Annotated in this window: 22 protein-coding genes; 7 read left to right on the plus strand and 15 right to left on the minus strand. The window is 75.9% G+C overall.

The window, feature by feature from the left end; all coding sequences use genetic code 11:
- Positions 1-7: 7 nt before the first annotated feature.
- The 5 genes from AAG589_RS03900 to AAG589_RS03920 all read right to left on the minus strand — a co-directional run bounded on the left by AAG589_RS03900 (position 8) and on the right by AAG589_RS03920 (position 4,529).
- Positions 8-1,420: a type II toxin-antitoxin system HipA family toxin gene (locus AAG589_RS03900; protein WP_430565919.1), complete on the minus strand. Its 1,413-nt coding sequence runs from the start codon at positions 1,418-1,420 to the stop codon at positions 8-10.
- On the minus strand, positions 1,413-1,667 hold the full coding sequence (locus AAG589_RS03905; protein WP_430565920.1) for a helix-turn-helix domain-containing protein: 255 nt from the start codon (positions 1,665-1,667) through the stop codon (positions 1,413-1,415). Before AAG589_RS03905 ends, AAG589_RS03900 begins: the two co-directional genes overlap by 8 nt.
- 96 nt (positions 1,668-1,763) lie before the next feature.
- Positions 1,764-2,600: an SDR family NAD(P)-dependent oxidoreductase gene (locus AAG589_RS03910; protein ID WP_430565921.1), complete on the minus strand. Its 837-nt coding sequence runs from the start codon at positions 2,598-2,600 to the stop codon at positions 1,764-1,766.
- Between the two features lie 35 nt (positions 2,601-2,635).
- Positions 2,636-3,436: a GNAT family N-acetyltransferase gene (locus tag AAG589_RS03915; protein ID WP_430565922.1), complete on the minus strand. Its 801-nt coding sequence runs from the start codon at positions 3,434-3,436 to the stop codon at positions 2,636-2,638.
- Between the two features lie 52 nt (positions 3,437-3,488).
- A complete protein-coding gene (locus tag AAG589_RS03920; protein WP_430565923.1) occupies positions 3,489-4,529 on the minus strand; it encodes a nitronate monooxygenase in 1,041 nt (346 codons plus the stop codon).
- A 183-nt stretch (positions 4,530-4,712) separates the two neighbouring features.
- Between AAG589_RS03920 and AAG589_RS03925 the strand changes: the two genes are divergently transcribed.
- The gene (locus tag AAG589_RS03925; protein WP_430565924.1) at positions 4,713-5,318 is read left to right on the plus strand and encodes an AAA family ATPase; all 606 of its coding nucleotides are present in this window, start codon (positions 4,713-4,715) and stop codon (positions 5,316-5,318) included.
- Between the two features lie 10 nt (positions 5,319-5,328).
- Positions 5,329-5,778, plus strand: coding sequence for a pyridoxamine 5'-phosphate oxidase family protein (locus AAG589_RS03930; protein ID WP_430565925.1), 450 nt, complete (start codon positions 5,329-5,331; stop codon positions 5,776-5,778).
- A 3-nt stretch (positions 5,779-5,781) separates the two neighbouring features.
- On the opposite strand, the gene AAG589_RS03935 is transcribed toward AAG589_RS03930, so the two are convergent.
- Positions 5,782-6,801: an LLM class flavin-dependent oxidoreductase gene (locus AAG589_RS03935; protein WP_430565926.1), complete on the minus strand. Its 1,020-nt coding sequence runs from the start codon at positions 6,799-6,801 to the stop codon at positions 5,782-5,784.
- Between the two features lie 133 nt (positions 6,802-6,934).
- Between AAG589_RS03935 and AAG589_RS03940 the strand changes: the two genes are divergently transcribed.
- The 3 genes from AAG589_RS03940 to AAG589_RS03950 all read left to right on the plus strand — a co-directional run bounded on the left by AAG589_RS03940 (position 6,935) and on the right by AAG589_RS03950 (position 9,244).
- The gene (locus AAG589_RS03940) at positions 6,935-7,738 is read left to right on the plus strand and encodes an alpha/beta fold hydrolase (protein WP_430565927.1); all 804 of its coding nucleotides are present in this window, start codon (positions 6,935-6,937) and stop codon (positions 7,736-7,738) included.
- A 66-nt stretch (positions 7,739-7,804) separates the two neighbouring features.
- A complete protein-coding gene (locus AAG589_RS03945; RefSeq protein ID WP_430565928.1) occupies positions 7,805-8,329 on the plus strand; it encodes a GNAT family N-acetyltransferase in 525 nt (174 codons plus the stop codon).
- Positions 8,330-8,338: 9 nt separating this feature from the next.
- Complete coding sequence (locus AAG589_RS03950; protein WP_430565929.1) at positions 8,339-9,244, plus strand: alpha/beta fold hydrolase; 906 nt, start codon at positions 8,339-8,341, stop codon at positions 9,242-9,244.
- 3 nt (positions 9,245-9,247) lie between these two features.
- Here AAG589_RS03950 and AAG589_RS03955 read toward each other — a convergent pair whose 3' ends face one another.
- On the minus strand, positions 9,248-9,703 hold the full coding sequence (locus tag AAG589_RS03955; protein ID WP_430565930.1) for an Lrp/AsnC family transcriptional regulator: 456 nt from the start codon (positions 9,701-9,703) through the stop codon (positions 9,248-9,250).
- Positions 9,704-9,956: 253 nt separating this feature from the next.
- Here AAG589_RS03955 and ald point away from each other — a divergent pair, with 253 nt between their 5' ends.
- A complete protein-coding gene (gene ald, locus AAG589_RS03960; protein ID WP_430565931.1) occupies positions 9,957-11,069 on the plus strand; it encodes an alanine dehydrogenase in 1,113 nt (370 codons plus the stop codon).
- Positions 11,070-11,149: 80 nt separating this feature from the next.
- Here ald and AAG589_RS03965 read toward each other — a convergent pair whose 3' ends face one another.
- The 5 genes from AAG589_RS03965 to AAG589_RS03985 all read right to left on the minus strand — a co-directional run bounded on the left by AAG589_RS03965 (position 11,150) and on the right by AAG589_RS03985 (position 15,503).
- Complete coding sequence (locus AAG589_RS03965; RefSeq protein ID WP_430565932.1) at positions 11,150-12,136, minus strand: ribonuclease Z; 987 nt, start codon at positions 12,134-12,136, stop codon at positions 11,150-11,152.
- A gap of 10 nt (positions 12,137-12,146) precedes the next feature.
- Complete coding sequence (locus tag AAG589_RS03970; protein ID WP_430565933.1) at positions 12,147-12,434, minus strand: hypothetical protein; 288 nt, start codon at positions 12,432-12,434, stop codon at positions 12,147-12,149.
- Between the two features lie 74 nt (positions 12,435-12,508).
- Positions 12,509-13,531 carry a UDP-glucose 4-epimerase GalE gene (galE, locus tag AAG589_RS03975; protein ID WP_430565934.1) on the minus strand — a complete coding sequence of 341 codons (1,023 nt, stop codon included), beginning with the start codon at positions 13,529-13,531 and terminating at the stop codon, positions 12,509-12,511.
- A 113-nt stretch (positions 13,532-13,644) separates the two neighbouring features.
- Positions 13,645-14,322, minus strand: coding sequence for an FMN reductase (locus AAG589_RS03980; protein WP_430565935.1), 678 nt, complete (start codon positions 14,320-14,322; stop codon positions 13,645-13,647).
- A complete protein-coding gene (locus AAG589_RS03985) occupies positions 14,319-15,503 on the minus strand; it encodes an LLM class flavin-dependent oxidoreductase (RefSeq protein WP_430565936.1) in 1,185 nt (394 codons plus the stop codon). The genes AAG589_RS03980 and AAG589_RS03985 overlap by 4 nt, the downstream gene beginning before the upstream one ends.
- A gap of 367 nt (positions 15,504-15,870) precedes the next feature.
- On the opposite strand from AAG589_RS03985, the gene AAG589_RS03990 reads away from it, so the two are divergent.
- Positions 15,871-16,215 (plus strand): RNA polymerase-binding protein RbpA, encoded by a 345-nt coding sequence (locus AAG589_RS03990; RefSeq protein WP_079575180.1) that lies wholly within the window; start codon positions 15,871-15,873, stop codon positions 16,213-16,215.
- A 92-nt stretch (positions 16,216-16,307) separates the two neighbouring features.
- On the opposite strand, the gene lnt is transcribed toward AAG589_RS03990, so the two are convergent.
- From lnt to AAG589_RS04005, 3 genes are all read right to left on the minus strand, one after another.
- Complete coding sequence (gene lnt, locus AAG589_RS03995) at positions 16,308-18,152, minus strand: apolipoprotein N-acyltransferase (protein ID WP_430565937.1); 1,845 nt, start codon at positions 18,150-18,152, stop codon at positions 16,308-16,310.
- 61 nt (positions 18,153-18,213) lie between these two features.
- The gene (locus tag AAG589_RS04000) at positions 18,214-19,878 is read right to left on the minus strand and encodes an amidohydrolase (RefSeq protein ID WP_430565938.1); all 1,665 of its coding nucleotides are present in this window, start codon (positions 19,876-19,878) and stop codon (positions 18,214-18,216) included.
- A 39-nt stretch (positions 19,879-19,917) separates the two neighbouring features.
- Entirely contained in the window at positions 19,918-22,881 is a 2,964-nt protein-coding gene (locus tag AAG589_RS04005) for a DEAD/DEAH box helicase (protein WP_430565939.1), read from the minus strand.
- Positions 22,882-22,946 lie beyond the last annotated feature (65 nt).

Here is a 22,946-nt window from a genome sequence, read left to right on the forward strand (position 1 = left end):
GGACTCGTCAGCGCCCCGGGTGCGCCCGCCAGTGCCCGGCGACGGTTCGGCCGGCGCGCTCGTGCGCGGGGACCCAGGTGGCGCCGTCGCTCCGAGCGGGCGCCTCTCCCCCGTCGGCCGCCGTACCGAGCGCGCGGACGACGTCCCTGGCCCGAGCAGCGGCGCGGTCCACGAACTCCCCCGCGACGTCGTCGGGCACCAGGTCGCGCTCGTGCGCCACGGCGTCCCGGACGGCGTCGGGCCAGGCCGCGGCGTACGTGGCGGCGACGTCGAGGAGCCAGTCCGGGTCGACCCCGAGGTCGGCGGCGGCGCGCTCGACGTGCCGTGCCCCCAGCGCGCGCAGGCGGTACTCGCCGCCGAGCTTCATGGCGAGCCGCGCCTTGTAGCGCACCTCGTCGGCGGGCCACAGCAGGCTCGCGCTGAGAAGGTCGTACAGCGGGGCGAGCGCGGTGCGCGCACCGACGTGCAGCAGAGCCAGGTTCTTGGCGTGGGCGTCGGTGCCCGCCGCGACCCAGTTGAAGACGACGGCGCGCGCGAGGTCGTCGCGCGACCGTGCCAGGTCGCGGCGGTCGACGGCGCGGGCCACGAGCCGGGCCACCTCCCGCACGCCGGGGCCGCCGTCCGCCTCGTACTTCGCCGAGCGCCACAGACCCAGGGCCTGGCACAGGTCCTCCTGGTGCAGCCGCCGTGCGCCGTCGCCGGTGGCGAGCCGGTCGAAGCGCTCGACGACGACGGCGGCCTGGTCCTCGAACCAGGCCGACTCGACGCCGGCGACGGGCAGCCCGAGGGCCCGTGCGGCGCGCATGGTGACGAGCTCGGCCGCCGCCGAGTGCGCGACGCCGTCGACGCCGATCTTGAAGATGTGGGTGCTGGCACCCCGGCCGGTCGGCTGGTGCCACGACCCGTCGGCGCCGCGGGCGAGGGCGAACTTGCCCTGCTGGCCGCCCAACGAGAACCGGCCGCCGTGGCGCTCGAACGCCCACGAGCTGTCGTCGGCGCGCAGTTCGCGCAGGTGGGCGGCGATCTCGCGCGGGCCGAGCGGCCGGCTGCCGGCGCCGTCGTGCGGCTCCTCGCCCTCGGGCACCACCTGGACGGCGCCCGCGCAGTCGGCGCCCATGTGCCGCAGCAGGTTGAACGCCGTCGGGCGGCGCTCGTCGAACTGGGCGGCCCAGCGGGCGCGCACGGTGTCGTTGTCCGGCAGGAGGTTGTCGATCCACGGCATGGTCACGTGCGGCGGGTGCTCGGTGACGTGGCGGGGCATGCTCGCCGAGAGCGACGGCGCGGACCGGAGCGACTGGTAGGCCGGCGTATAGGCGAATGCGACGTCCCCCGCCCGGTCGCGACGCAGCGTGCCGGCGTGGGCGCCGTCGAGCCAGACGTCGAGCACGTCGCCCCGCCGGTCGGTAGGCCGGTCAGCCACGGGCGCGCCCCAGCACCGCGTCGAGGGCGTCGTCCGGCTCGTCGGGCACGACGTCGACGACGAGGTCGACGGCGCGCAGCGCGTCGAGCATCAGGTCGAGCCGCGCCGTGGGCGCCCCGGCCTCGGCCGCGACGACCCACTGGCGGGACACGTCGACGGCGGCGGCGAGCTGCGCCTGCGTCATCCCCTTGTCCTTGCGGGCGCGACGCAGCAGCGAGCCGAGCTGCTCGGCGTTCGCGACGATCATGGGCTCCCCTCCCCCGCCGGCCGCGCCCCGGACCGAGATGTCAACGGGCGACGACATCCGACGCGATGTCAACGCTAAGTAACATCTCACTCGGTGTCAACGATCGGTGACATCCGTGGCCGTCCCGGGAGCGTCGCGGTGGCGGTCTCCCCCGCCGCCCAGCGACTCGAAGTGCGCGAGCGGGCCCGCGAGGATGCCGCCGTCGACCGGCAGGGTGACGCCGGTGATCCACGCCGCGTCGTCGGAGGCGAGGAACGCGATCGCCGCGGCGACGTCGTCGGGCTCGCCGACGCGCCCGAGCGGATACAGCGGTGCGAGCCGGTCGGGGTCGTTCCGGCCCGTCCAGACGCGGGTGCGGATCGTGCCCGGGGCGACGACGTTGATCCGCACGCCCCGGCGCCCGAGCCGCACCGCGAGGTTCTGCGCCAGGGACACGAGGCCGGCCTTCGCGGCGGAGTAGTCCTCGTCCCCGAACGCCTGCAGCCCGTTCACGGAGCCGACGAGGACGACGGACCCGCCACGCGGCAGGTGCGGGGCCGCGGCGCGCACGCACCGGGCCGGCCCGGCCAGGTTGAGATCGACGCCGGCGGCCCAGGTGGCGTCGTCCATGCCGTCCAGGAGGCCCGGGTGGACGCCGGTGCCGCCGGCCACGCCGACGAGCACGTCGAGCCGGCCGTGCCGCTCGAGCGTCGTCGCCACGGCGGCGTCCACCGACGCGGAGTCCCGGATGTCGCACGGGACCACGGAGGCGCGCGGGCCACGGTCGAGGAGGTCGGCGGCGGCGCGGCGGGCCGCGTCCTCGTCGAGGTCGGCGACCACCACGGCCGCCCCCTCCGCGTGCAGCCGCCGCACGGCGGCCGCGCCGATGCCGTGCGCGCCGCCGGTGACCAGCGCGACGCGGTCGTCGAACCGTCCTGCCGTTCGTGCTGCCACGTTCTCCTCCTCGAGGGTGGTCCGACGCCGCGACGTCAGAGGGTGAGCCGGTAGTAGTTCTCCTCGCCGTACCGCTCGAACCCTGCCTTGCGCAGGATGCGCGCCGACGTGCTGACGCGGCCCTTGACCAGGGCGAGCGACGCGCCCGCGGCGGCCGCCAGCCGCAGCCGTTCGTCGAGCAGGGCGCGGTAGGCGCCGCGGCCGCGGCGGTCGGGCAGGGTGCCGGCGCCCCACAGCCGGGCGACGGTGCCGAGCTCGGGCAGCGGCGCCTCGGCCAGGGTGACGCCGGCGGCGGCCACGGGCACGCCGTCCTGGTACGCGACGACGCGGAGCTCGCGGCTGTCGTCGGCCAGCAGCGTGCGTGCGGCCTCGGCGAGGCGGTCGTCGTCCATGGGCTGCTGGTCCCAGACGGCGACGTCGACGCGGTCGGCGTCGCGCAGCCCGTCCGTGTCGGTCACGCGTCGCACGACGAGGCGCCCGTCGCGTTCCGGCGTCTCGCCGGGACCCGGCTCGAGGCCGCGCGCGAGCACGTCCACGGTGTCCTCGAGGCGGGCGCCGCGCGCGAGGAGCGCGTCGGTGAGGTCGGGGGTGCCGGTGGCGGAGACCCAGACGCCGAGGGTGTCGCTCCCCCAGTCCCGCGCCCGGTCGACGGCGTCGCGCAGGACGTCGTCCGCGCCGCGGGCGGAGGCCACTCCGGTGAGCACGACCCTGCCCTGCGCCCACGCGGGCCACCGGGTGAGGGTGACGTCGGTGACGACGCACTCCGCGTCCGGCGGCACCCACGACCACTCGGCGGCGGCGCGGAGCACGGTCGGCGGGTCCCAGGCGGCGGTCATGACGGCAACCTAGCGAACCCGCTCGGGGTCCGGGCGCCGGCGCGCGCGGACGTCACAGGCCGGCGGCGAGGCCGCGGACGACGTCGGCCGCGGGACCCGCGGCCGCGCTGCGGTACCCGGTGCCGGCCCACAGGTGCAGCCGGTCGGCGTCGCCGGCCGCCGCGGCCCGGCGGCGCAGCTCGCGCGTGAGGTGGTGCACCTGCGGGTAGCCGACCGGGGCGTGCGCGTCGTGCCGGACGAGGAAACCGTTGCGCAGCGCCCGGGCGGGCCGGCCCGTGAAGGCGCGCGTGACCGCCGTCGTCGTGAACCTCGGGTCGGCGAGGGCGTCCCGATGGGTCGCGGACGTGCCCGCCTCGTCGGCGCGCAGCAGCAGGGTCCCGACCGCGACCGCCTGGGCGCCGGCCCGCAGGAGGCGGGCGACGGCGGGCGCACCGTCCACTCCCCCGGCGGCGACCACCGGCAGGCGCGTCCCCGCGACGACCGCCGCGACGGCGTCGGCCGTCGCGCCGTCCCCGACGGACCGGCCCGGGTCCCACGTGCCGCTGTGCCCGCCCGCACGCGGACCCTGCACCACGAGGCCGTCCGCCCCGAGCTCCTCGGCCGCGGCGGCCTCCTGCGGCGTCGTGACGGTCACGAGGACGACGGAGCCGGCCGCGCGCAACGCGCCGACGTCGGCCACGGCGGGCGGCCCGAACGTGAAGGAGACGACGGGCACGGGGTCGCGGCGCAGCAGGTCGATCTTCGCCGCCCAGCCGTCGTCGTCGGTCGCGGGGACCGCGGCCAGCGCGGCGTCGAGGTCGACGCCGTGCGCGGCGGCGTCGTCCCCGATCCGCCGGGCGTAGGCCGCGAGCGCCGCCGGGTCGGGTGCGGGCGCGGTCGCGGGGACGAAGAGGTTGACGCCGAAGGGGCGTGCGTGGTCGTGGGCGCGGCGGACCTGCTCGGCGAGGGCGTCGGGGGTCTGGTAGCCGCCGGCGAGGAAGGCGAAGGCGCCGGCGTCGGTGGTGGCGGCGAGGAGGTCGAGGGTGGTGGGTCCGCCGGCCATGGGGGCGGCGGCGAGGGGCAGGTCGGTGCCGAGGAGCGTGGTGCTGGCCATGGTTCGCATCGTGCCACCGGGCGGGCGGGCTCTGCGCGGGAGCGGGGGCGGTCTCATCTGGCGCTCATGCGGGGCTGGCACGCTGGGCCCCCGCCCGACCGTCGTTGGGGTCGGTGCGGGGCGGGCACGGGTGGACGTGCGATGCGGTGCGGGAAGGGGTGTGGGCGCCGTATGACGGCGGTGGTGCACGAGCGTGCGACGGCGTGTGACGACGGGGCGGGGTCGTTCGTGCTGGTGGGTGGTGTGCCGGGGGCGGGCAAGAGCACGGCGTTGGCGGGGGTGGCGGGGCGTGCGGGGATACGGGTGCTGGACAGCGAGGCGGCGCGTCGGGACCTGCGGGCGCGGGTGCCCCGCGGGGTGCCGTACGCGGTGTACCGGCCGGTGGTCCACGTGCGGCACCTGGCGGGGGTGGTGCGGGCGGTGCTGGGTGGCCCGCGGGACGGCGCGCGGGTGCTGGTGGTGCACGACCCGGCGACGTCGCGGGTGCGGCGGTGGTGGTGGGCGTGCCTGGCGCGGCGGGCGGGGTGGCGTCCGGTGCTGGTGATGGTCGACGTGGGGCGCACCGAGGCGTTGGAGGGTCAGGAGGCTCGGGGTCGGGTGGTGCGGGCGGGGGCGTTCGCGCGGCACTGGCGACGGTGGGCGGCGCAGCGTGCCGGCCTGGTCGCGGCGGCGGGCGGTCCGGCCGGTGGCTGGGCCCGGGTGCACGTGGTGGGTCGGCGGGAGGCCGTGCCGTCGCTGGTGGGGGTGGTGGAGGCGGCGGCGCCCGTCCGGGGGCGTGGTGCCCGCTAGGGTCGCGCTCATGACGTCGTCGGGCCTGTCGGGTGGTGCGCTGGAGCGGGTGGTCGCGCAGGTGCGCGCGGCGGGTGACGGGGTGGTGTCGACGCTGGGCCCGGACGGTGGCCCGCAGGCCGCGTACCTGACGCTCGCGGTGACGGCGTCGGGCGAGCTGGTCTTCGACGCCCGGGAGGCGTCGCGCAAGGTGGCGAACGTGCGGCGTGATCCGCGGGTGGCGGTGGTGGTGGGTGGACCGGGCGGGACGACGCTGCAGCTCGAGGGCGTGGCGGACGTGCCCGTGGGGGTGGACCGGGAGCGGTGCGCGGTCGCGTACGGGTCGACGTTCCCGCAGTTCGCGGCGTCGCTCGCGGATCCGGGGATCGTGGTGGTGCGGGTGCAGGTGCGGTGGGCGCGCTGGGGCGACTATCGCACCTCTCCCCCGGTGGTGGAGGACCTGGTGGGCGGGGCGGGCTGAGCCTCAGCGCCAGCCGAGCGCGGGGGCGACGTGCTGGACGACGTTCTCGATGAGGTGCGCGTTGTACTCGACGCCGAGCTGGTTGGGCACGGTGAGCAGGAGGGTGTCGGCGGCAGCGACGGCCTCGTCGCCGGCGAGGTCGGTGACGACGTCGTCGATCTCCCCGGCGTAGGTCTTGCCGAAGCGGGCGCGCACCCCCTCGAGGACGCCGACCTGGTCGGTGCTGAGGGCTTCCATGCCGAAGTAGGCGCGGTCGCGGTCGTCGGTGATCGGGAAGATGCTGCGGGACACGGAGACGCGGGGCTGCCAGTCGTGGCCGGCGGCCGCCCAGGCGTCGCGGAAGCGCTGGATCTGCTCGGCCTGGAGCTGGTGGAACGGGACGCCGGTGTCCTCGGTGAGCAGGGTGGAGCTCATGAGGTTCATGCCGAGGGCCGCGGTCTGCTCGGCCGTGGCCCGCGAGCCTGCGCCCCACCAGACGCGCCGCCGGAGTCCTTCCGAGTGCGGCTCGACGCGCAGCAGGCCGGGCGGGTTCGGGAACATGGGCCGCGGGTTCGGCTCGGCGAAGCCCTCGCCGTCGAGCAGCTCGAGGAACCGGGCGGTGTGGCGGCGGGCCATGTCGGCGTCGGACTCGCCGGGCCGGGGCTCGTGCCCGAAGTGGCGGAACCCGTCGATCACCTGCTCGGGTGACCCGCGGCTGATGCCGAGCTGCAGGCGTCCGCCGGCGATGAGGTCGGCCGCGCCGGCGTCCTCCGCCATGTACAGGGGGTTCTCGTAGCGCATGTCGATGACCGCGGTGCCGATCTCGATGCGGCTGGTGCGGGCGCCGACGGCGGCGAGCAGCGGGAACGGTGAGGCGAGCTGGCGGGCGAAGTGGTGCACGCGGAAGTACGCGCCGTCGGCGCCGAGCTCCTCGGCCGCGACGGCGAGGTCGATCGACTGCAGGAGGGCGTCGGAGGCGGAGCGGGTCGCGGACTGCGGGTGCGGGGTCCAGTGGCCGAAGGACAGGAATCCGAGGTGCTTCACGGGGGTGTCAACCTCCTGCGGGTCGGGGTGCTTCCCGATCGTCGCCCAGGCACGGTCCGTTCGCGCAGCGTGCGGCCCGGCGGGGGTCGCGGGAGGCGTCGTGCCGGGGGCGACGACGCCCTAGCCTGGGCGCATGACCCTCGCTCACGACGTCGCCGGCGACGTCGGCTCACCCGCCGTCCTCCTGCTGCACGCCGGGGTGGCGGACCGCCGCATGTGGGACGCCGTCGCGCCCGCCCTGGCGCACACGTTCCGCGTGATCCGCCCGGACCTGCGCGGATATGGCGACTCCCCGCTGCCGGCGGACGCGCCCGCGTACTCCAACGCGGGCGACCTGGCCGCCCTCCTGGACGAGCTCGGTGTCGGTGACGCCGCCGTCGTCGGGTCGTCCTTCGGCGGCAAGGTCGCGCTCGAGCTCGCGTCCGCGCACCCGGGCCGGGTGCGCGAGCTCGTGCTGCTGTGCCCCGCCGCTCCCGGCGTGCCGGACACGCCGGCGTCCGACGCGTTCGACGCCGAGGAGGCGCGCCTGCTGGAGGCCGGGGACGTCGACGGGGCCGTGCGCCTCAACGTGGCGACCTGGCTCGGCCCGGACGCGGACGACGCCGCCCGCGCGGCGCTCGCCGTCATGCAGCGCCGCGCGTTCGACGTGCAGCTGGCCGCCGACGAGGCCGCGAGCGCCGCGGGCATGCCCGAGCCGGGGCCGGACGGTGTCGAGGTCGACCTGGCGGGGATCCGGGTGCCCACGTTCGTCGTCGAGGGGGCGCACGACATGGACCGGCTTCGCGCGTGCGCCCGGCACGTGGCCGCGTCGGTGCCGGGGGCGGAGCTGTCGGTGCTGGACTGGGCGGGGCACCTGCCGGTGCTGGAACGGCCGGACGCGATCCTGGCGCTGCTGCTGGACGTGCTGCGCGACGACCCGACCGTGCACGCCCCCTGACGGTCAGGTCGCCCCCGCTCGGGAGCGTGAAACGTGCGCGTCACATCGCGGCGCGACGATGTCCGCGTGATCATCGCCCCCGAGTCCCCGGCCGCCGCGGACGTGCGCGCGCTGCTGGACGAGCACCTGGCCGACATGTACGCCACCTCCCCCGCGGAGTCGGTGCACGCCCTCGACCTGACGGCGCTGCTGGCGCCGACGGTGACGTTCCTGACGGCGCGAGACGACGACGGGTCGCTGCTGGGCTGCGGCGCACTGAGCGAGCTCGAGCCGACCACCGCGACGTGCGCCGGCCGCGGCGAGGTGAAGTCGATGCGCACGGCCCGTCCCGCGCGCGGGCGCGGCGTGGCGGGCGCGGTCCTCGACCGGCTGGTGGACCTGGCCCGCGAGCGCGGGTATGCGTCGGTGAGCCTGGAGACCGGTCCGCAGGAGTACTTCGCGCCCGCGCGCCGTCTCTACGCGCGGCACGGGTTCGTGCCCTGCGGGCCGTTCGGCGCGTACTCCCCCGACCCGTCCAGCGTGTTCCGCACCCTCGACCTCACCGGCGAGCTCACCGACGGGCTGGACGCGGGTGTCGGGCCCGCCGCCTAGCCTCGCGGCATGACCGACGTACCGGCCCGCACCCCCGCCCGCGACGCGACGGGCACCGCGCCCCTGCTGGACCGGCGGTTCGCCTGGCGGGGCCGCGAGGTCGCGTGGACGGCGTTCGGCTCCGGCCCGCCGCTGGTGTTCTGCCACGGCACGCCGTGGTCGTCGTGGCTGTGGGAGCCGTACGCCCGCGCCCTGTCCGGGGAGTTCACCGTGCACCTGTGGGACATGCCGGGCTACGGGGCGTCGTCCAAGGACCCCGCGCACGACGTCGACCTCGGCACGCAGGGCGAGCTGTTCGCCGACCTGCTGGTGCACTGGCGGACCACCGCTTGGCCCGACGGCGCCGACGGGGGCACGCCGCCCCTGCCGCACGTCGTCGCGCACGACTACGGCGGCGCGGTGAGCCTGCGGGCCGCGCTGCTGCACGGCGCCCGGTACGCGTCGCTGTGCCTCGTGGACGTCGTGGCGCTGCGCCCGTGGGGCTCGCCCTACTTCGCGCTGGTGCGTGAGCACGCCGACGTCTTCGCGGCCGCCCCCGCCGCCGTGCACCGGGGTGCGCTCGAGGCGTACGTGCGCACGGCTGCGCACCGGCCGCTGCGCGAGGAGGACCTGGCCGCGCTCGTCGCGCCGTGGACGGGCGAGGCGGGGCAGGCCGCCTTCTACCGGCAGATCGCCCAGGCGGACGAGAGGTACACCGCCGAGCTCGAGCCGCTGCTGGGCGGCCTCGACCTCCCGGTGCGCGTGCTGTGGGGCGCGGAGGACACGTGGATCCCGCCCGACCGGGCACGGCGGCTGGCGGACGCCGTCCCCGGCGCCGGCGCCCGGCTGATCCCGGGGGCCGGGCACCTGGTGCAGCTCGACGCTCCGGTCGCGCTGGCCGTGGAGCTGCAGCGCTGGTTGTCCGCGACCCGCTGACGGTCAGTACCAGCTCGGGCGCGCGTGCTGGAAGATGAGGTTGGTCTCGGTGAGCGCCACGTCCGGGTCGGTGGACAGGTGCTCGATGACGAACTCGTTCAGCGCGTCGGAGTCGGCGGCGGCGACGTGCACGAAGAAGTCGTGCGCCCCGCCCAGGAGGAACACGTTCAGCACCCCCGGCAGCCCCGCGAGCCGCTGCAGGTAGCCGCTGAGGCGCGTGCGTGCCGCGCCGCGCATCTGCACCGCGATCATCGCTTGCAGCGGGTGCCCGGCGAGCGCCGGATCGACGTCGGCGTGGAAGCCGCGGATCACTCCCCGCTCGCGCAGCTGCCGCACCCGGGCCAGGCACGTGGACGGCGCGATCCCCGCCCTGGCGGCGAGGGCGTTGTTCGGGATGCGGGCGTCCTCCGCGAGCGCCGCGAGGAGCCGCTGGTCGACGTCGTCCAGCCGGGCGGGCACGGGTCCCCGACGCTCCAGGCCCCAGGACGGGTCCGGACGAACATCCTTCGGTCGTGGCTGGCGTGCCCCGGGCTGAGCCGGGCCTCGTGTCGACATCCCGGCAATCTACCGAAGGATCTGCGGATTCGTGGCGCGACGCCGAATCGGGCCGTCAGACTGGGCGGTGAGCGGGGTCACACGCCCCGTGCCACGCCCCCGCCGTCGTCCGGTCACGAGCCGGGCGCCGGTCACGAGCCACGAAGGCGGACTCACCATGCGCATCGGCGTCCCGAGGGAAGTCAAGAACCACGAGTACCGGGTGGCGATCACGCCGGCCGGCGTGCACGAGCTCGTCGCCCGCGGGCACGACGTCGCGGTGCAGGCCGGCGCCGGCGAGGGGTCCGCCATCCCGGACGACGAGTTCCGCGCCGCCGGTGCCGCCGTCGTCGCCGACGCGGACGAGGTGTGGGCGGGCGCCGAGACGGTGCTCAAGGTCAAGGAGCCCGTCGCGCAGGAGTACCACCGGCTGCGCCCGGGGCTCGTGCTGTTCACCTACCTGCACCTCGCCGCCGACAAGGCGCTCACCGAGGAACTGCTGGCCCGCGACGTCACCGCCGTCGCCTACGAGACGGTGCAGACCCCCGACGGGCGCCTTCCGCTGCTGGCCCCGATGTCGGAGGTCGCGGGGCGGCTCGCCCCGCAGGTCGGGGCCGCCACCCTGCTGCGCGCCGCGGGCGGTCGGGGCGTCCTGCTCGGCGGGGTGCCCGGCGTCGCCGCCGGCCACGTGGTGATCATCGGCGCCGGCGTGTCCGGCATGAACGCCGCGCGCATCGCCGTCGGGCTCGGCGCGCGCGTCACCCTGCTGGACACCAGCGCGGACGCCCTCAAGGCCGCGGACCGCGAGCTCGGCGGCCGGGTGCAGACCCTCGCGTCGAACCGCCTCACCCTCGCCGAGGCGGTGCTGGAGGCCGACCTCGTCATCGGCGCCGTCCTGGTGCCCGGCGCCAAGGCGCCGGTGCTCGTGCCGAACGACCTCGTGGCGCGCATGCGACCCGGCGCCGTGCTGGTCGACATCGCGATCGACCAGGGCGGCTGCTTCGAGGACTCACGCCCGACCACGCACGCCGACCCCACGTTCGCCGTGCACGACACCGTCTTCTACTGCGTGGCGAACATGCCCGGCGCCGTGCCCCGCACCTCGACGTACGCGCTGACGAACGTGACGCTGCCGTACGCCGCGGCGCTCGCGGACCACGGCTGGCGCGAGGCGCTGCGCCGCGACCCGGTCCTGGCGCGCGGCCTCAACGTGCACGACGGCCGCGTCACCAACGCCGGCGTCGCCGAGGCGCACTCCCTCGAGCACGTGGACGTCGCCGCCGTCCTGTAGCCCCGCGTCGGTCGAGCCTGTCGAGACCCGGTCACTCGTTGGTTGAGCCTGTCGAAAGCCGGTGCTGGGTTTCGACAGGCTCAACCAACGGTGAGGCGGCGGCGCGGGGGCAGGGAGACGCGGTCGAGGTCGGCCGCGACGGTGAGGCCGCCGTCGAACACCTCGCGCGCCTCGCGCTCGAACGCGGCGGGCAGCTCGTCGGGCACGCGGTAGCGCTGGGAGAAGTGGGTGAGCACGAGATGGCGCGCCCCGGCGCGGGCGGCGACGATCGCGGCCTGCCGGCACGTGAGGTGCGCCCAGCGGGCGGCGAGGTCGGCGTCGCGGCGCAGGAACGTCGACTCGATCACGAGCAGGTCGACGCCGTCGGCGAGCTCGCCGACGGCGTCGCACAGGCGCGTGTCCATGACGAACGCGACCGACTGCCCGGGCCGCGGCACGGACACGGCCTCGCGGCGCACGGTGCGGCCGTCGTCGAGCACCAGGACGCCGTCGCGCAGCAGCCGCCCCACCGCCGGGCCGGAGGGCACTCCCGCGGCCGCGAGCGCCGCCGGGTCCAGGGACACCTCGTCCGGCTCGTCGAGGCGGTAGCCGACGGCGTCGACGCGGTGGTCCAGCGGGCGGGCCGTGAGCACCGGGGCGCCCGGCCCGGCGCCGCGCTCGCCGTCCGCGCGCGGCAGCGTCGCCACGCGTGACCCGCCGGGGAACGCGACGGGCTGCAGGGCCACACGTTCGTGGTGGTCGTACGCGCTCGCGTCGAGCAGGTGGCGCACCCACGGCTCGCCGGAGGCGGGGAACGAGATAGGGACGGTGTGCCGCACCTGGTCCCCGGACAGGCGCTGCGCGACCCCCGCGAGGCCGAGGGAGTGGTCGCCGTGCAGGTGCGTGACGGCGATGCGGGTGAGGTCGGTGGCGGAGACGCCCGCGAGCGTCATCTGCCGCTGGGTCCCCTCGCCCGGGTCGAACAGGATCGCCGCGTCGTCGAAGAACAGCACGTACCCGTTGTGGTTGCGGGTGCGGGTGGGCACCATGCTCGCCGTGCCGAGCACGACCAGCTCGCGTCGGGACACGCGGCCGCGCTCAGCGGCCCAGCGCGCGCCCGACGACGCGCACCAGGCCGGTCGTCGCGTGCTGCACGGGTCGCCACAGGTCGCGGTCGAACACGGCCGTCCGGGTGGCCGGGCCGCGGCGCAGCCGCCCCGCCAGCCGGCGCGGTGCCGCCGTCGACAGCGTGGACGGCGTGGGCGGCGACGCCGGCGCGGGCCTCAGCGAGGGCAGCCCCGCGAGCACGGACGGCCGGTACCGGGCGCCCGGGTCCCACCGCAGATGGGGGCGCTGCGTCGCGTCGTCGGAGGTCGGGGCGGGCATGGGGTCATCGTGGCGCGACGCCGGGCGCCCCGCAAGACCGCGCCCCGTTGCCCTGGAGTCCCCGTGGCGCGCCGTCAGGCGCCCGGGAAGCCCTGCGGGTTCTGCGACTGCCAGCGCCAGGTGTCGGCGCACATGTCGTCGATCGACTTCACGGCGCGCCACCCGAGCTCGGTCTGCGCGCGGGTCGGGTCGGCCCAGAAGGCGGCGAGGTCGCCGGCACGGCGCGGCCCGATCTCGTACGGCAGCTCCCGGCCCACGGCCCGCTCGAAGGCGTGCAGCATCTGCAGCACGGACGTGCCCGTGCCGGTGCCGAGGTTGAAGGCGCGCACGGGCTCGGCCATCGCGTCCAGGTGGTTCAGCGCGGCCACGTGCCCGGCGGCCAGGTCCTCCACGTGCAGGTAGTCGCGCTCGCACGTGCCGTCGGCGGTCGGGTAGTCGTCGCCGAAGATCACCAGCTTGTCGCGCTTGCCGACGGCGACCTGCGCCAGGAACGGCATGAGGTTGTTCGGGATGCCCTGCGGGTCCTCGCCGATCTGCCCCGACGGGTGCGCGCCCACGGGGTTGAAGTAGCGCAGCAGCGCCACCTTGAGGCCGCCGACGGCGACCGCGGCGTCGGCCATGATGCGCTCGATCATCACCTTCGTCTGCCCGTACGGGGACGACGACGACAGGTAGTCGTAGTCCTCGCGGTAGGGCACCGGCGCCTTCTCGCCGTACACGGTGGCCGAGGAGGAGAACACCAGGCGCGGCACGTCGTGGCGGCGCATCGCCTCCAGCAGCGACAGCGTGGAGTCGAGGTTGTTGCGGTAGTACTCCAGCGGCTTGGCCACGGACTCGCCCACCGCCTTGAAGCCGGCGAAGTGCACGACGGCGTCGAACCTCTCGTGCGCGAACAGGCGCTCGGTCTTGTCCGCGTCCGTGAGGTCGATCGCGTGCACCGGCACGTGCGCGCCGGACAGCGACTCCACGCGACCCATCACCGTGGGCTTGCTGTTGGAGAAGTCGTCCACCACGACGACGTCGTGCCCGGAGGCCACGAGGGACAGGACGGTGTGGGAGCCGATGTAGCCGGCGCCGCCGGAGACGAGAACGCGCATGGGCCAAGCCTAGGGCGTCGGGCGCCGTCGTCCGACGGGCGTCCGCACCCCGGGCCTGGCCCCTGCGTGGTGCCGTACCGGTGGTGCCGAGCGGGTGATTGCCGTGCGGGTGGTCAGCTCCCGCCGAGGAGCTCCGTGAAGCTCGGCGTCGCGGCGAACGGGTCGGCCGGGCCGTCGTTCTCGCGGCGCGACACCCGCTGCGCCAGCTCGCGTCCGGCGCGGGAGATCCGCTTCGGCAGTCCGCCGCTGTCCGGCCCTCCTGAGCCTGTCGAAGGGTCGGCGCTCGCGGCCCAGTCGTCGGTGGCGGCGAACACGCTGGTCGGCACGACGTCCGCGCGCAGGTAGGTGAACAGCGGCCGCATCGTGTACTCCAGCGCCAGGGAGTGGCGGGCGGTGCCGCCCGTGGCGCCGAGCAGCACCGGCATGCCGGTCAGGGAGTCGGGGTCGACGACGTCCCAGAAGGACTTGAACAGCCCCGAGTAGCTCGTGGTGAACACGGGCGAGACGGCGATGAGGCCGTCCGCGCCCGTCACGGTCTCCAGCGCCCGGGCGAGGTCGCCGGTCGGGAACCGGGTGAGCATCGCGTCGACGACGGCGTGCGCGAGGTCGCGCAGCTCGATCGTGGTGACCCGCACCGTGTGCCCGGCGTCCTCCAGCTCCCGCACCGTGGCGTCCGCGAGCCGGTCGGCCAGCAGCCGCGTCGAGGACGGCTGGGACAGGCCCGCCGAGACGACGGCGAGGGTGCGGGTCGGGGTGCCCGAGGCCCCGGTGGGCATGGTGGGCGTGGTCATGCGCGTGCCTCCTGCGATGCGGCGGGCTGGGTGCCCTCGGCAACGGTACCGGTGTACGGGTCGGCCGTGTCGCCGACGTGCGTGGCGCCGTCCTCCCCCGCGGCGCGGGCGGCGGCGACGCGCTCGGCGTGCGTCGGCGGGTTCAGCGGGACGTCGTCGGCGGGGCGCTTGGCCTCGACGATCTTGCGCAGCTCGGGCACGACGTCGGCGGCGAGGATGTCGATCTGCTCGAGGACGGTCTTCAGCGGCAGACCCGCGTGGTCCACCAGGAACAGCTGGCGCTGGTAGTAGCCCACCTCCTCGACGAATGACGCGTACCGGTCGATGACCTGCTGCGGCGAGCCGACCGTCAGCGGCGTCTGCTGCGTGAAGTCCTCCATCGACGGGCCGTGCCCGTACACGGGCGCCTCGTCGAAGTAGGGGCGGAACTCGTTCCACGCGTCCTGCGAGCGCTTGCGCATGAACGCCTGCCCGCCGAGGCCGACGATCGCCTGGTCGGCGCGCCCGTGCCCGTAGTGCTCGAACCGCTGCCGGTAGAACCGGACCATCTGCCGCGTGTGGTGCATGGGCCAGAAGATGTTGTTGTGCAGGAACCCGTCGCCGTAGTACGCGGCCTGCTCGGCGATCTCGGGGCTGCGGATGGAGCCGTGCCACACGAACGGCGGCACGCCGTCCAGCGGGCGCGGGGTGGACGTGAAGCCCTGCAGCGGGGTGCGGAACTTGCCCTCCCAGTCCACGACGTCCTCGGTCCACAGCCGGCGCAGCAGGGCGTAGTTCTCGATCGCCAGCGGGATGCCCTGGCGGATGTCCTGCCCGAACCACGGGTACACGGGGCCGGTGTTGCCGCGGCCCATCATGAGGTCCATGCGGCCGTCCGAGATGACCTGGAGCATCGCGTACTCCTCGGCCAGGCGCACCGGGTCGTTCGTGGTGATGAGGGTGGTCGACGTCGACAGCGTGATGTGCTTCGTGACGCCGGCCAGGTAGCCGAGCATCGTCGTGGGCGACGACGCCACGAACGGCGGGTTGTGGTGTTCGCCCGTGGCGAAGACGTCCAGGCCCGCCTCGTCCGCGTGCCGGGCAATGGTGAGCATGTTGCGCACGCGCTCGGTGTCGTCCGGGGTGTGGCCCGTCGTGGGGTCGGTGGTGACGTCGCTGACGGAGAAGATTCCGAACTGCACGGCTGCGCTCCCTGCTCGTGGACTCTGGCTCGCGGACCCGACATGAGTCCGATGGTTCATGCACGGTCCATGCGTTTGCATGTACATGGCGGTGAACCGCGGCACCCCGCCCGTTGTTCCCGGCCCCGGCCCGGGCTCCCAGGTGACGTCGCGCACAAAGGGCCCCCGACGGGCGCTCTCGAGTTGCGCACGGCGCGCCGACTGGCCAGCCTGGGGACGCAACCGTCACGTCCACCGCATCCCGCCGTGTCTCCGGCACCGGTGCGTGGACCGTGCTTCACGGGACCTTCACGGACAGCCGGAACAACCCCCGGCAGGGCCGCGTTGGAACCTCAGGCCCCTTCCCACCGACCTCCAGGAGGACGACATGCCCGACCGGTCCCTGCGCGGCATGAGCATCGGCAGCAAGAGCATGGAGTCCGACGAGGGCGTGGACTTCGCCCCCCGGTTCCAGGCGCACTACGACTGCCCCAACGGCCACACCATCATCCTGCCCTTCTCCACCGAGGCCGAGGTGCCGCCGGTGTGGGAGTGCCGGTGCGGCGAGGAGGCGCTCCTGCGCGACGCCGAGCGCCCCGAGGTGAAGCCCGGCAAGCCGCAGCGCACCCACTGGGACATGCTGCTCGAGCGCCGCACCGTCGCCGAGCTCGAGGAGCTCCTCGACGAGCGCCTCGAGCTGCTGCGCGCCGGCAAGCTCCGCCGCAGCGCCTGACACGGACTGCTGATCGCGAAGGGCGGGCACCCCACCGGGGTGCCCGCCCTTCGTCGTGCGGTGCGCACCGGCTCGCACCGGCGTGACCGTCGTCAGCCGCGCCGCGCCCGCGCCGCGGACACGATCCCGCCGACGACGAGGACCACCGCCGCGGCGCCCACTCCCCAGCCGGGCCAGTAGCCCGCCCGGACCGCCGGCGTCAGCTCCGTGCGCAGCGGCAGGTCCGCGACGAGGTGGTCCGCGGTGAACAGCTGCGTGCGCGCCACCAGCGTCCCGTCCGGCGCGACGACGCCGCTCACGCCCACCGTCGACACCTGCACCGCGGCACGGCCCGTCGTGATCGCCTGCATCCGCGTCATCGCGAGCTGCTGCGTCGACTCCGCCGTGTACCCGAACGACGCGTTGTTCGTCGGCACCACCAGCACCTGCGCGCCCCGCTGCACCGCGTCGCGCACGATCTCGTCGTACGCCACCTCGAAGCAGATCACCGTCGCCATCGGCACCGTCGCCGGCCCCGTGCCGTGCCCGATCGCCGCGCCGTCGACCGGCAGGTCGACCACGGCCGGCTCCGTGCCGGGGATCATGTCCGTCGTCACCCGGTCCACCTGCGCGCTGAACAGCCGCACGAAGGAGCGGATCGGGATGTACTCCCCGAACGGCGCCGGGTGCTGCTTCGCGTACCGCTGGGTGACGCCCACGCCCGGCTCCCACAGCAGGGCCACGTTATACCGGCCGCCCGTCTCGGGGAACTCCTGCGCCCCCACGAGGATCGGCGCGCCCGCCGCCCGGGCCGCGTCGTCGATAGCCGCGCCCACCTCCGGCGTCGTCTGCGGGTCCAGGTCCGAGCCGTTCTCCGGCCACAGCACGACGTCGACCCCGTCGCCCGGCCCGTCGCCGAACGCGCCCGCGGCCTGCTCGTCCGCGATCGCGTACGTGCCGTCCAGGTGGTTGTTCAGCACCTCCGCCCGGTTCGCGAACGAGCCCTCCCCCGGCTCCGACACGTTGCCCTGCACCGCCCCGGCCCGCAGCACGCCCGTCTCGGCCGCGCCCGTGCCCGCGTCCACGACGGTGCCGGCGTGCCCCGGGTCGGCGGCGTCGGTCACCTCCCGGGTGCCGGGGGCGTGCGCCAGCGGCAGCAGCAGCGGCCCGGTGACGAGCGCTGCCGCGGCCACGACGAACGCCCCGGCGCTCGCGGCCGACCGGGCGCGCCGTCGGGCCCCGGTCGATCCGGCGTCGCGCCACGGGGTGCGCACCAGGCGGCCGACGGCGAGAGCCAGCAGCACGCCTGCGGCCGCCACCAGGAACGACACGAGCGTGGTGCCGCCGAGCCACGCGGCACGCCCGGTCGGCGCGCCCGCCACGGTCCAGGCGAGTCGGCCCCAGGGGAACCCGCCGAACGGGATCTCCGAGCGCCACTGCTCCACCGCGACGAACACGACGGCGAAGACCACGGCCTGCGCGACGGCGTGCCGACGCACCCAGCCCCACCGCCGCGCCCACGTCCACAGCGACCCGAACGCGGCGAGGAACAGCGTCTCCAGCACCGACAGCGCCACCCAGGGCACCGTGTCCGTGGCGAAGTTCGCCCACCAGATGTGCGGCAGCCAGAACGTCAGCCCCGCGACGAGGCCGACGAGGAAGTTCCAGCCGGCCGCGCGGCGGCCGTCGCGGCGCAGGGCGGCGAACAGCAGCGCGACGCCGACGAACGCCAGCGGCCACGCCCCGACGTCGGGGAACGACGCCCACAGCGCGGCCCCCGCCGCGACGGCGAGCAGCAGGGTCGCCGGGCGGCTCGACCACCGGTCGGCCGGCGTCGTCGTGCGCGACGCGGTGCCCTGGTCTCGACCGGCATCACGCCCGTCCTCGACGGCGGAGGTGTCGGGGCCGCCTGCCCCGTCGGAGGGCTCGTCGACCGGGCTCGGGCTCACGTGCAGCACCCCCGCAGGGTACGTGACTCCGGGCTGTCGCCGAGTCCCCTCGAAGGCATCGTGGGCGGGGTCAGTCGAAGGTGTCGTACAGGACGACGCCGTCGCGCACGGTCTGCAGGCACACGGGCTCGGGCTCGCCCTCGGACAGGTCGGGCAGCAGCGGCTGGCCGGCACGCGCCTCGGGGTTCCACGCCGACAGGCGGTCCTCGGGCGCCTGGACGGACAGCGTGCCCGCCCGCCACACCGCCAGGTGCGCGGGGGCGCCGACGCGCAGCTGGCCTGCCCCGGTGTGGTCCAGCCCGGCGAGGCGCCACCCGCCGCGGGTGTGCGCGCGGAACGCGGCGCGCGCCGAGAGCCGCTGGGTGGCGTCCTCGTGGGTGAGGGTGGCGCGCACCGCCTGCCACGGGTCGAGGGGGGTGACGGGGGTGTCGGAGCCGAACGCGAGCGGCACGCCCGCCCCGGCCAGGTCGGCGAACGGCGACAGGGTCGACGCGCGGCCCGGCCCCAGCCGGGCCGCGTACATGCCGTGGCTGCCGCCCCACGCGGCGTCGAACGCGGGCTGCACGGACAGGGCCACCCCGTACAGCAGCAGCGCGGCCAGCGCGGACGCGTCCACGAACAGGGCGTGCTCGACGCGGTGGTGCCCGGAGCGCAGCAGGCCGGCCCCGTGCTCGGTGGCGGCCAGCTCGAGGCCGCGCACCACCTCGTCCATGGCCCGGTCGCCGATCACGTGGAAGCCGCCCTGCGTGCCGGCGGCCGAGCAGGCGGCGAGGTGCGCGGCGATGTCCTCGCCCGTGAGGAAGAGGCGGCCCGTGGGCTCGGCGCCGCCCGGCCCGGCGAGCAGGTCGCTGTACGGGTGGCGCAGCGCCGCCGTGCGCGAGCCGATCGAGCCGTCCGCGCACAGGTCGCCCGCGATGCCCGTGAGGAACGGCAGCTCGGCGAGCATCTGCCGCGCGTCGTCCGCCGTCGCGCACAGCTCGCCGCGGTATGCGACGACGTGCGGCAGCCCGCCCGCCGGGTCCGCGGTCAGCGCGACCAGCTCGGCCAGGCCCTCGCGGGTGTCCATGTTGGGCTCGCTCATCTCGTGCACGCCCACGATGCCGCGCGCGGCCGCGTCGGCCAGCGCGCGGCGGTAGGCGCGGGTGCGCCGCGCGGGCGACACCTGTCGGACAGCGGCCGCGGCGGCGTGGTGGGCGTCGGACGTCACCATGCCGGACGGCTCCCAGCCGGGCGTCCGGTCGATGCCCGCCGCGCGGGCGAACGACCCCGACACCACGGCGGAGTGGCCGTCGACGCGCGCCGCGTACACGCGCCGCCCGCCGCAGGCGGCGTCGAGCTCGTCCGCCGTGGGGGCGCGCCGCTCCGGCCAGCTCTGCTCGTCCCACCCGAACGCGAGCAGCACCTCCTCGCCGCCCGGGTCCGCGGCGTCCAGTTCGCGCGCGCCCCGGGCCAGGGCGTCGAGCGCCGTGGCCAGCGACGTCACGCCGCCGGCGGCGGTGAGGTCGACGGACTCGGCCGCGAGCCCCGTCTCCAGCAGGTGGACGTGCGCGTCGACGAACCCGGGGGCCACGAGGGCGCCGTCGAGGTCGACCACCCGGTCGGCCCGGGCCGCGAGGCCGGCGGCGGTGTCGTCGGCGCCCAGCCAGGTCACGACGCCGTCGTCGACGAGGAGCGCCTCGGCGAACGGGTCGGCGGGCGTGTGGACGACTCCGTTGCGGTACAGGGTGGAGGTCACGGCCTGCACTCTATGTCAGCCCTGCCGGGAGGGGACCCGTCAGACGCTGGAGTAGGCGACGACGCCGCGCAGCACCGCCGTCTGCGCCTTGCGGGCCGTGGCCCGCAGGGCGGGCCGGGGCGCGGCCTTCGCCAGCTGGTCCAGCACGTCGAGCACCTGCTTGCACCAGCGCACGAAGTCCCCGGCGGCCACGTCCGTGCCGCGCAGCACCGCGTCGAGGTTCTTCCCGGACGCCCACCGGTGCACCGGCGCCACCAGGCCCAGGTCCAGGGGCCCCGTCGCCTCCAGGCGGTGCTCCGCCTCGAGGTCGGTCACCTCCGACCAGGCCCGCGTGGTGGCGTCCAGCGCCTGCGCCAGGCGCCCGTGCGGTCCGCCCGGCACGAAGGGCTCGGACGCCTCCTCGCGGCGCCCCGAGTACACGACCGTCGAGACCGCGGCCGCCAGCCCGGGCGCGTCCAGCTCGTCCCAGATGCCGCGGCGCAGGCACTCCGCGAGCAGCAGGTCGTCCTCCGCGTACAGCCGGCCGAGCCAGCGTCCGTCGTCGGTGACGCGCCATGCGCCCGGCGTCCCGTCCTCGGCCCGCCCGTCGGCCGGGCGCTCCAGGTAGCCCAGCCGCGTCAGGACGTCGCACGTGCGGTCGAACGTGCGGGCGATCGTGCCCGTGCGCCCCTCCACCCGCCGTACCAGCTGCTCGTGCTCGGCCCGCAGACGCTCCCAGCGCTCCGCCCAGCGGGCGTGGTCGTCCCGCTCCGGGCAGCCGTGGCAGGGGTGGGCCCGCAGCGCGGCGCGCAGCCGCTGCAGCTCCGCGTCGGACGCCGCGTCCGAGCGGCGCCCCGGCCGGCCTGCCTGGCCGCCGCCCGCGGGCCCGCCGCGACGCCCGGGGTGCCTGCCGGTGCCGGCGTCGCCGGAGAACGCCCCCAGGGCGTTGCGCATGCTCGAGGCCAGGTCGCGCCGCTGGTCCGGGCGGCGCGGGTTGAACCCCTTCGGGATCCGCACGACGCCCACCACCTGCACGCCGTCGGGGGCGTCGGCGAGGGTGAGCTTCTTGACCTGCTTCTCCTGCGTGAGGACGGTGGGTCGCGGCCCGTCGAAGCCGCGGTCGTCGCGTCCCGTGTCGAGCACCACGACGTACCCGCGGCGGCGCCCCGACGGCACCTCGATCACGTCGCCGCGGCGCAGCTTCTCGAACGACGCGACGGCGTCGGCGCGGCGCGCCCCCGACGCGGCCCGCGACAGCTCCTTCTCGCGGTCCTTGATGGCGCGCCGCAGCCCCATGTACTCGGCGAAGTCGCCCCGGTCGCACGCCATCGACGCCGCGTAGCCCTCCATGGCCTCCGCGTGCGCCTGCGCCTGCTTCGCCAGGCCCACCACGCCCCGGTCGGCCTGGAACTGGGCGAAGCTCGTCTCCAGGACGTCGCGCGCCCGCTCGCGGCCCACCTGGCCCACGAGGTTGACCGCCATGTTGTACGTGGGCCGGAAGCTGGAGCGCAGCGGGTACAGCCGCTTGGACGCGAGGCCGGCCAGCGCCACCGGGTCCAGGCCCGTGTGGTCCACGACGACGGCGTGGCCCTCGACGTCGATGCCGCGCCGCCCCGCACGCCCGGTGAGCTGGGTGTACTCCCCCGGCGTCACGGGCTGGTGGGCGGTGCCGTCCCACTTCACCAGCTTCTCCAGCACCACCGACCGGGCGGGCATGTTGATCCCGAGCGCCAGCGTCTCGGTGGCGAACACCACCTTGACCAGGCCACGGGAGAACAGCTCCTCCACCGTCTCCTTGAACACCGGCAGCAAGCCGGCGTGGTGCGCCGCGATCCCGCGCGCCAGGGCCTGCGCCCACTCCCAGTACCCCAGCACGTCGAGGTCCTCGGTGGGGATGGTCGCGGTGCGCTCCTCCACGATGCGCCGGATCTCGGCCTCCTGGGCGGCGTCGGTCAGCCGCAGCCCGGCCCGCAGGCACTGCTGCACCGCCCCGTCGCAGCCGGCGCGGGAGAAGATGAAGTAGATGGCGGGCAGCAGCGCGTCCGCGTCCAGGGAGTCGACGACGGCGAACCGCGGCGGCGTGCGGCGGTGCGCCACCAGTGCGCCGCCGGGCCGCTTGCCGCCCCGCCCGCGGTAGCCGCGGTCGCCCTTGCCGCGGTGCCCTCGCGAGCCGTGCGGGGACTCCGCCCGCGCCGCCGTGCGGAACACCGCCTGCAGGTCCGGGTTGATCGGCGGGTTCGTGCCCGGGTCGGTCGGGTCCACGTGCCCCGCGTACAGGTCCATGAGGCGCGGCACGCCGCGCGGCTCCGGCGCGGACACCACGACGTGCTGCCACAGCGGCACCGGGCGGCGCTCGCTGACCACCACGGCCGTGTCGCCGCGCACGGTGGCGAGCCAGTCGCCGAACTCCTCCGCGTTGGACACCGTCGCGGACAGGGACACGAGCTGCACGTGGTCGGGCAGGTGGATGATGACCTCCTCCCACACCGGGCCGCGGAACCGGTCGGCCAGGTAGTGCACCTCGTCCATGACGACGTAGGCGAGCCCGTCCAGCGCGGACGACCCCGCGTACAGCATGTTGCGCAGCACCTCGGTGGTCATCACGACCACGGGCGCGCCGGCGTTGATGGACGTGTCGCCGGTGAGCAGGCCGACGTTCGCCGCCCCGTGCCGCGCGACCAGGTCGGTGTACTTCTGGTTGCTCAGCGCCTTGATCGGCGTCGTGTAGAACGCCTTGCCGCCGCGGGCGAGCGCGAGGTGCACGGCGAACTCCCCGACGACCGTCTTGCCCGCCCCGGTGGGCGCGGCCACCAGCACGCCGCGGCCCTCCTCGAGCGCCACGCACGCGTCCACCTGGAACGGGTCGAGCTCGAACCCGACCACCTGCCGGAACAGGCGCAGCTCGCCCTCGGCGTCGAGGCGGTCGCGGCTGCTGCGCGCCCGCGAGGCGGCGTACCGCTCGGCGGGGCTGGGTGCGTCCTGCTCGGCGGGCGCGCCGGAGCGGGGGCGGGGGTGGGCGGTCATGCCGCCAGCCTAGGCGCCGGGCCCGACGCGCGACGATCGCCGCCCGGTGCGTCGGGCGCAGGTCA

Origin of the sequence: Isoptericola sp. F-RaC21 (assembly GCF_038593535.1) — a bacterium.
Classification (GTDB): Bacteria; Actinomycetota; Actinomycetes; order Actinomycetales; family Cellulomonadaceae; genus Isoptericola.

What these genes read in the sequence shown, in the direction of transcription:
- AAG589_RS03905 (WP_430565920.1), bottom strand. Translation starts at nt 1,667, where the DNA reads ATGATCGTCGCGAACGCCGAGCAGCTCGGCTCGCTGCTGCGTCGCGCC.
- AAG589_RS03915 (WP_430565922.1), bottom strand. Translation starts at nt 3,436, where the DNA reads ATGACCGCCGCCTGGGACCCGCCGACCGTGCTCCGCGCCGCCGCCGAG.
- AAG589_RS03920 (WP_430565923.1), bottom strand. Translation starts at nt 4,529, where the DNA reads ATGGCCAGCACCACGCTCCTCGGCACCGACCTGCCCCTCGCCGCCGCC.
- AAG589_RS03930 (WP_430565925.1), top strand. Translation starts at nt 5,329, where the DNA reads ATGACGTCGTCGGGCCTGTCGGGTGGTGCGCTGGAGCGGGTGGTCGCG.
- AAG589_RS03940 (WP_430565927.1), top strand. Translation starts at nt 6,935, where the DNA reads ATGACCCTCGCTCACGACGTCGCCGGCGACGTCGGCTCACCCGCCGTC.
- AAG589_RS03950 (WP_430565929.1), top strand. Translation starts at nt 8,339, where the DNA reads ATGACCGACGTACCGGCCCGCACCCCCGCCCGCGACGCGACGGGCACC.
- ald (WP_430565931.1), top strand. Translation starts at nt 9,957, where the DNA reads ATGCGCATCGGCGTCCCGAGGGAAGTCAAGAACCACGAGTACCGGGTG.
- AAG589_RS03970 (WP_430565933.1), bottom strand. Translation starts at nt 12,434, where the DNA reads ATGCCCGCCCCGACCTCCGACGACGCGACGCAGCGCCCCCATCTGCGG.
- galE (WP_430565934.1), bottom strand. Translation starts at nt 13,531, where the DNA reads ATGCGCGTTCTCGTCTCCGGCGGCGCCGGCTACATCGGCTCCCACACC.
- AAG589_RS03980 (WP_430565935.1), bottom strand. Translation starts at nt 14,322, where the DNA reads ATGACCACGCCCACCATGCCCACCGGGGCCTCGGGCACCCCGACCCGC.
- AAG589_RS03990 (WP_079575180.1), top strand. Translation starts at nt 15,871, where the DNA reads ATGCCCGACCGGTCCCTGCGCGGCATGAGCATCGGCAGCAAGAGCATG.
- AAG589_RS04005 (WP_430565939.1), bottom strand. Translation starts at nt 22,881, where the DNA reads ATGACCGCCCACCCCCGCCCCCGCTCCGGCGCGCCCGCCGAGCAGGAC.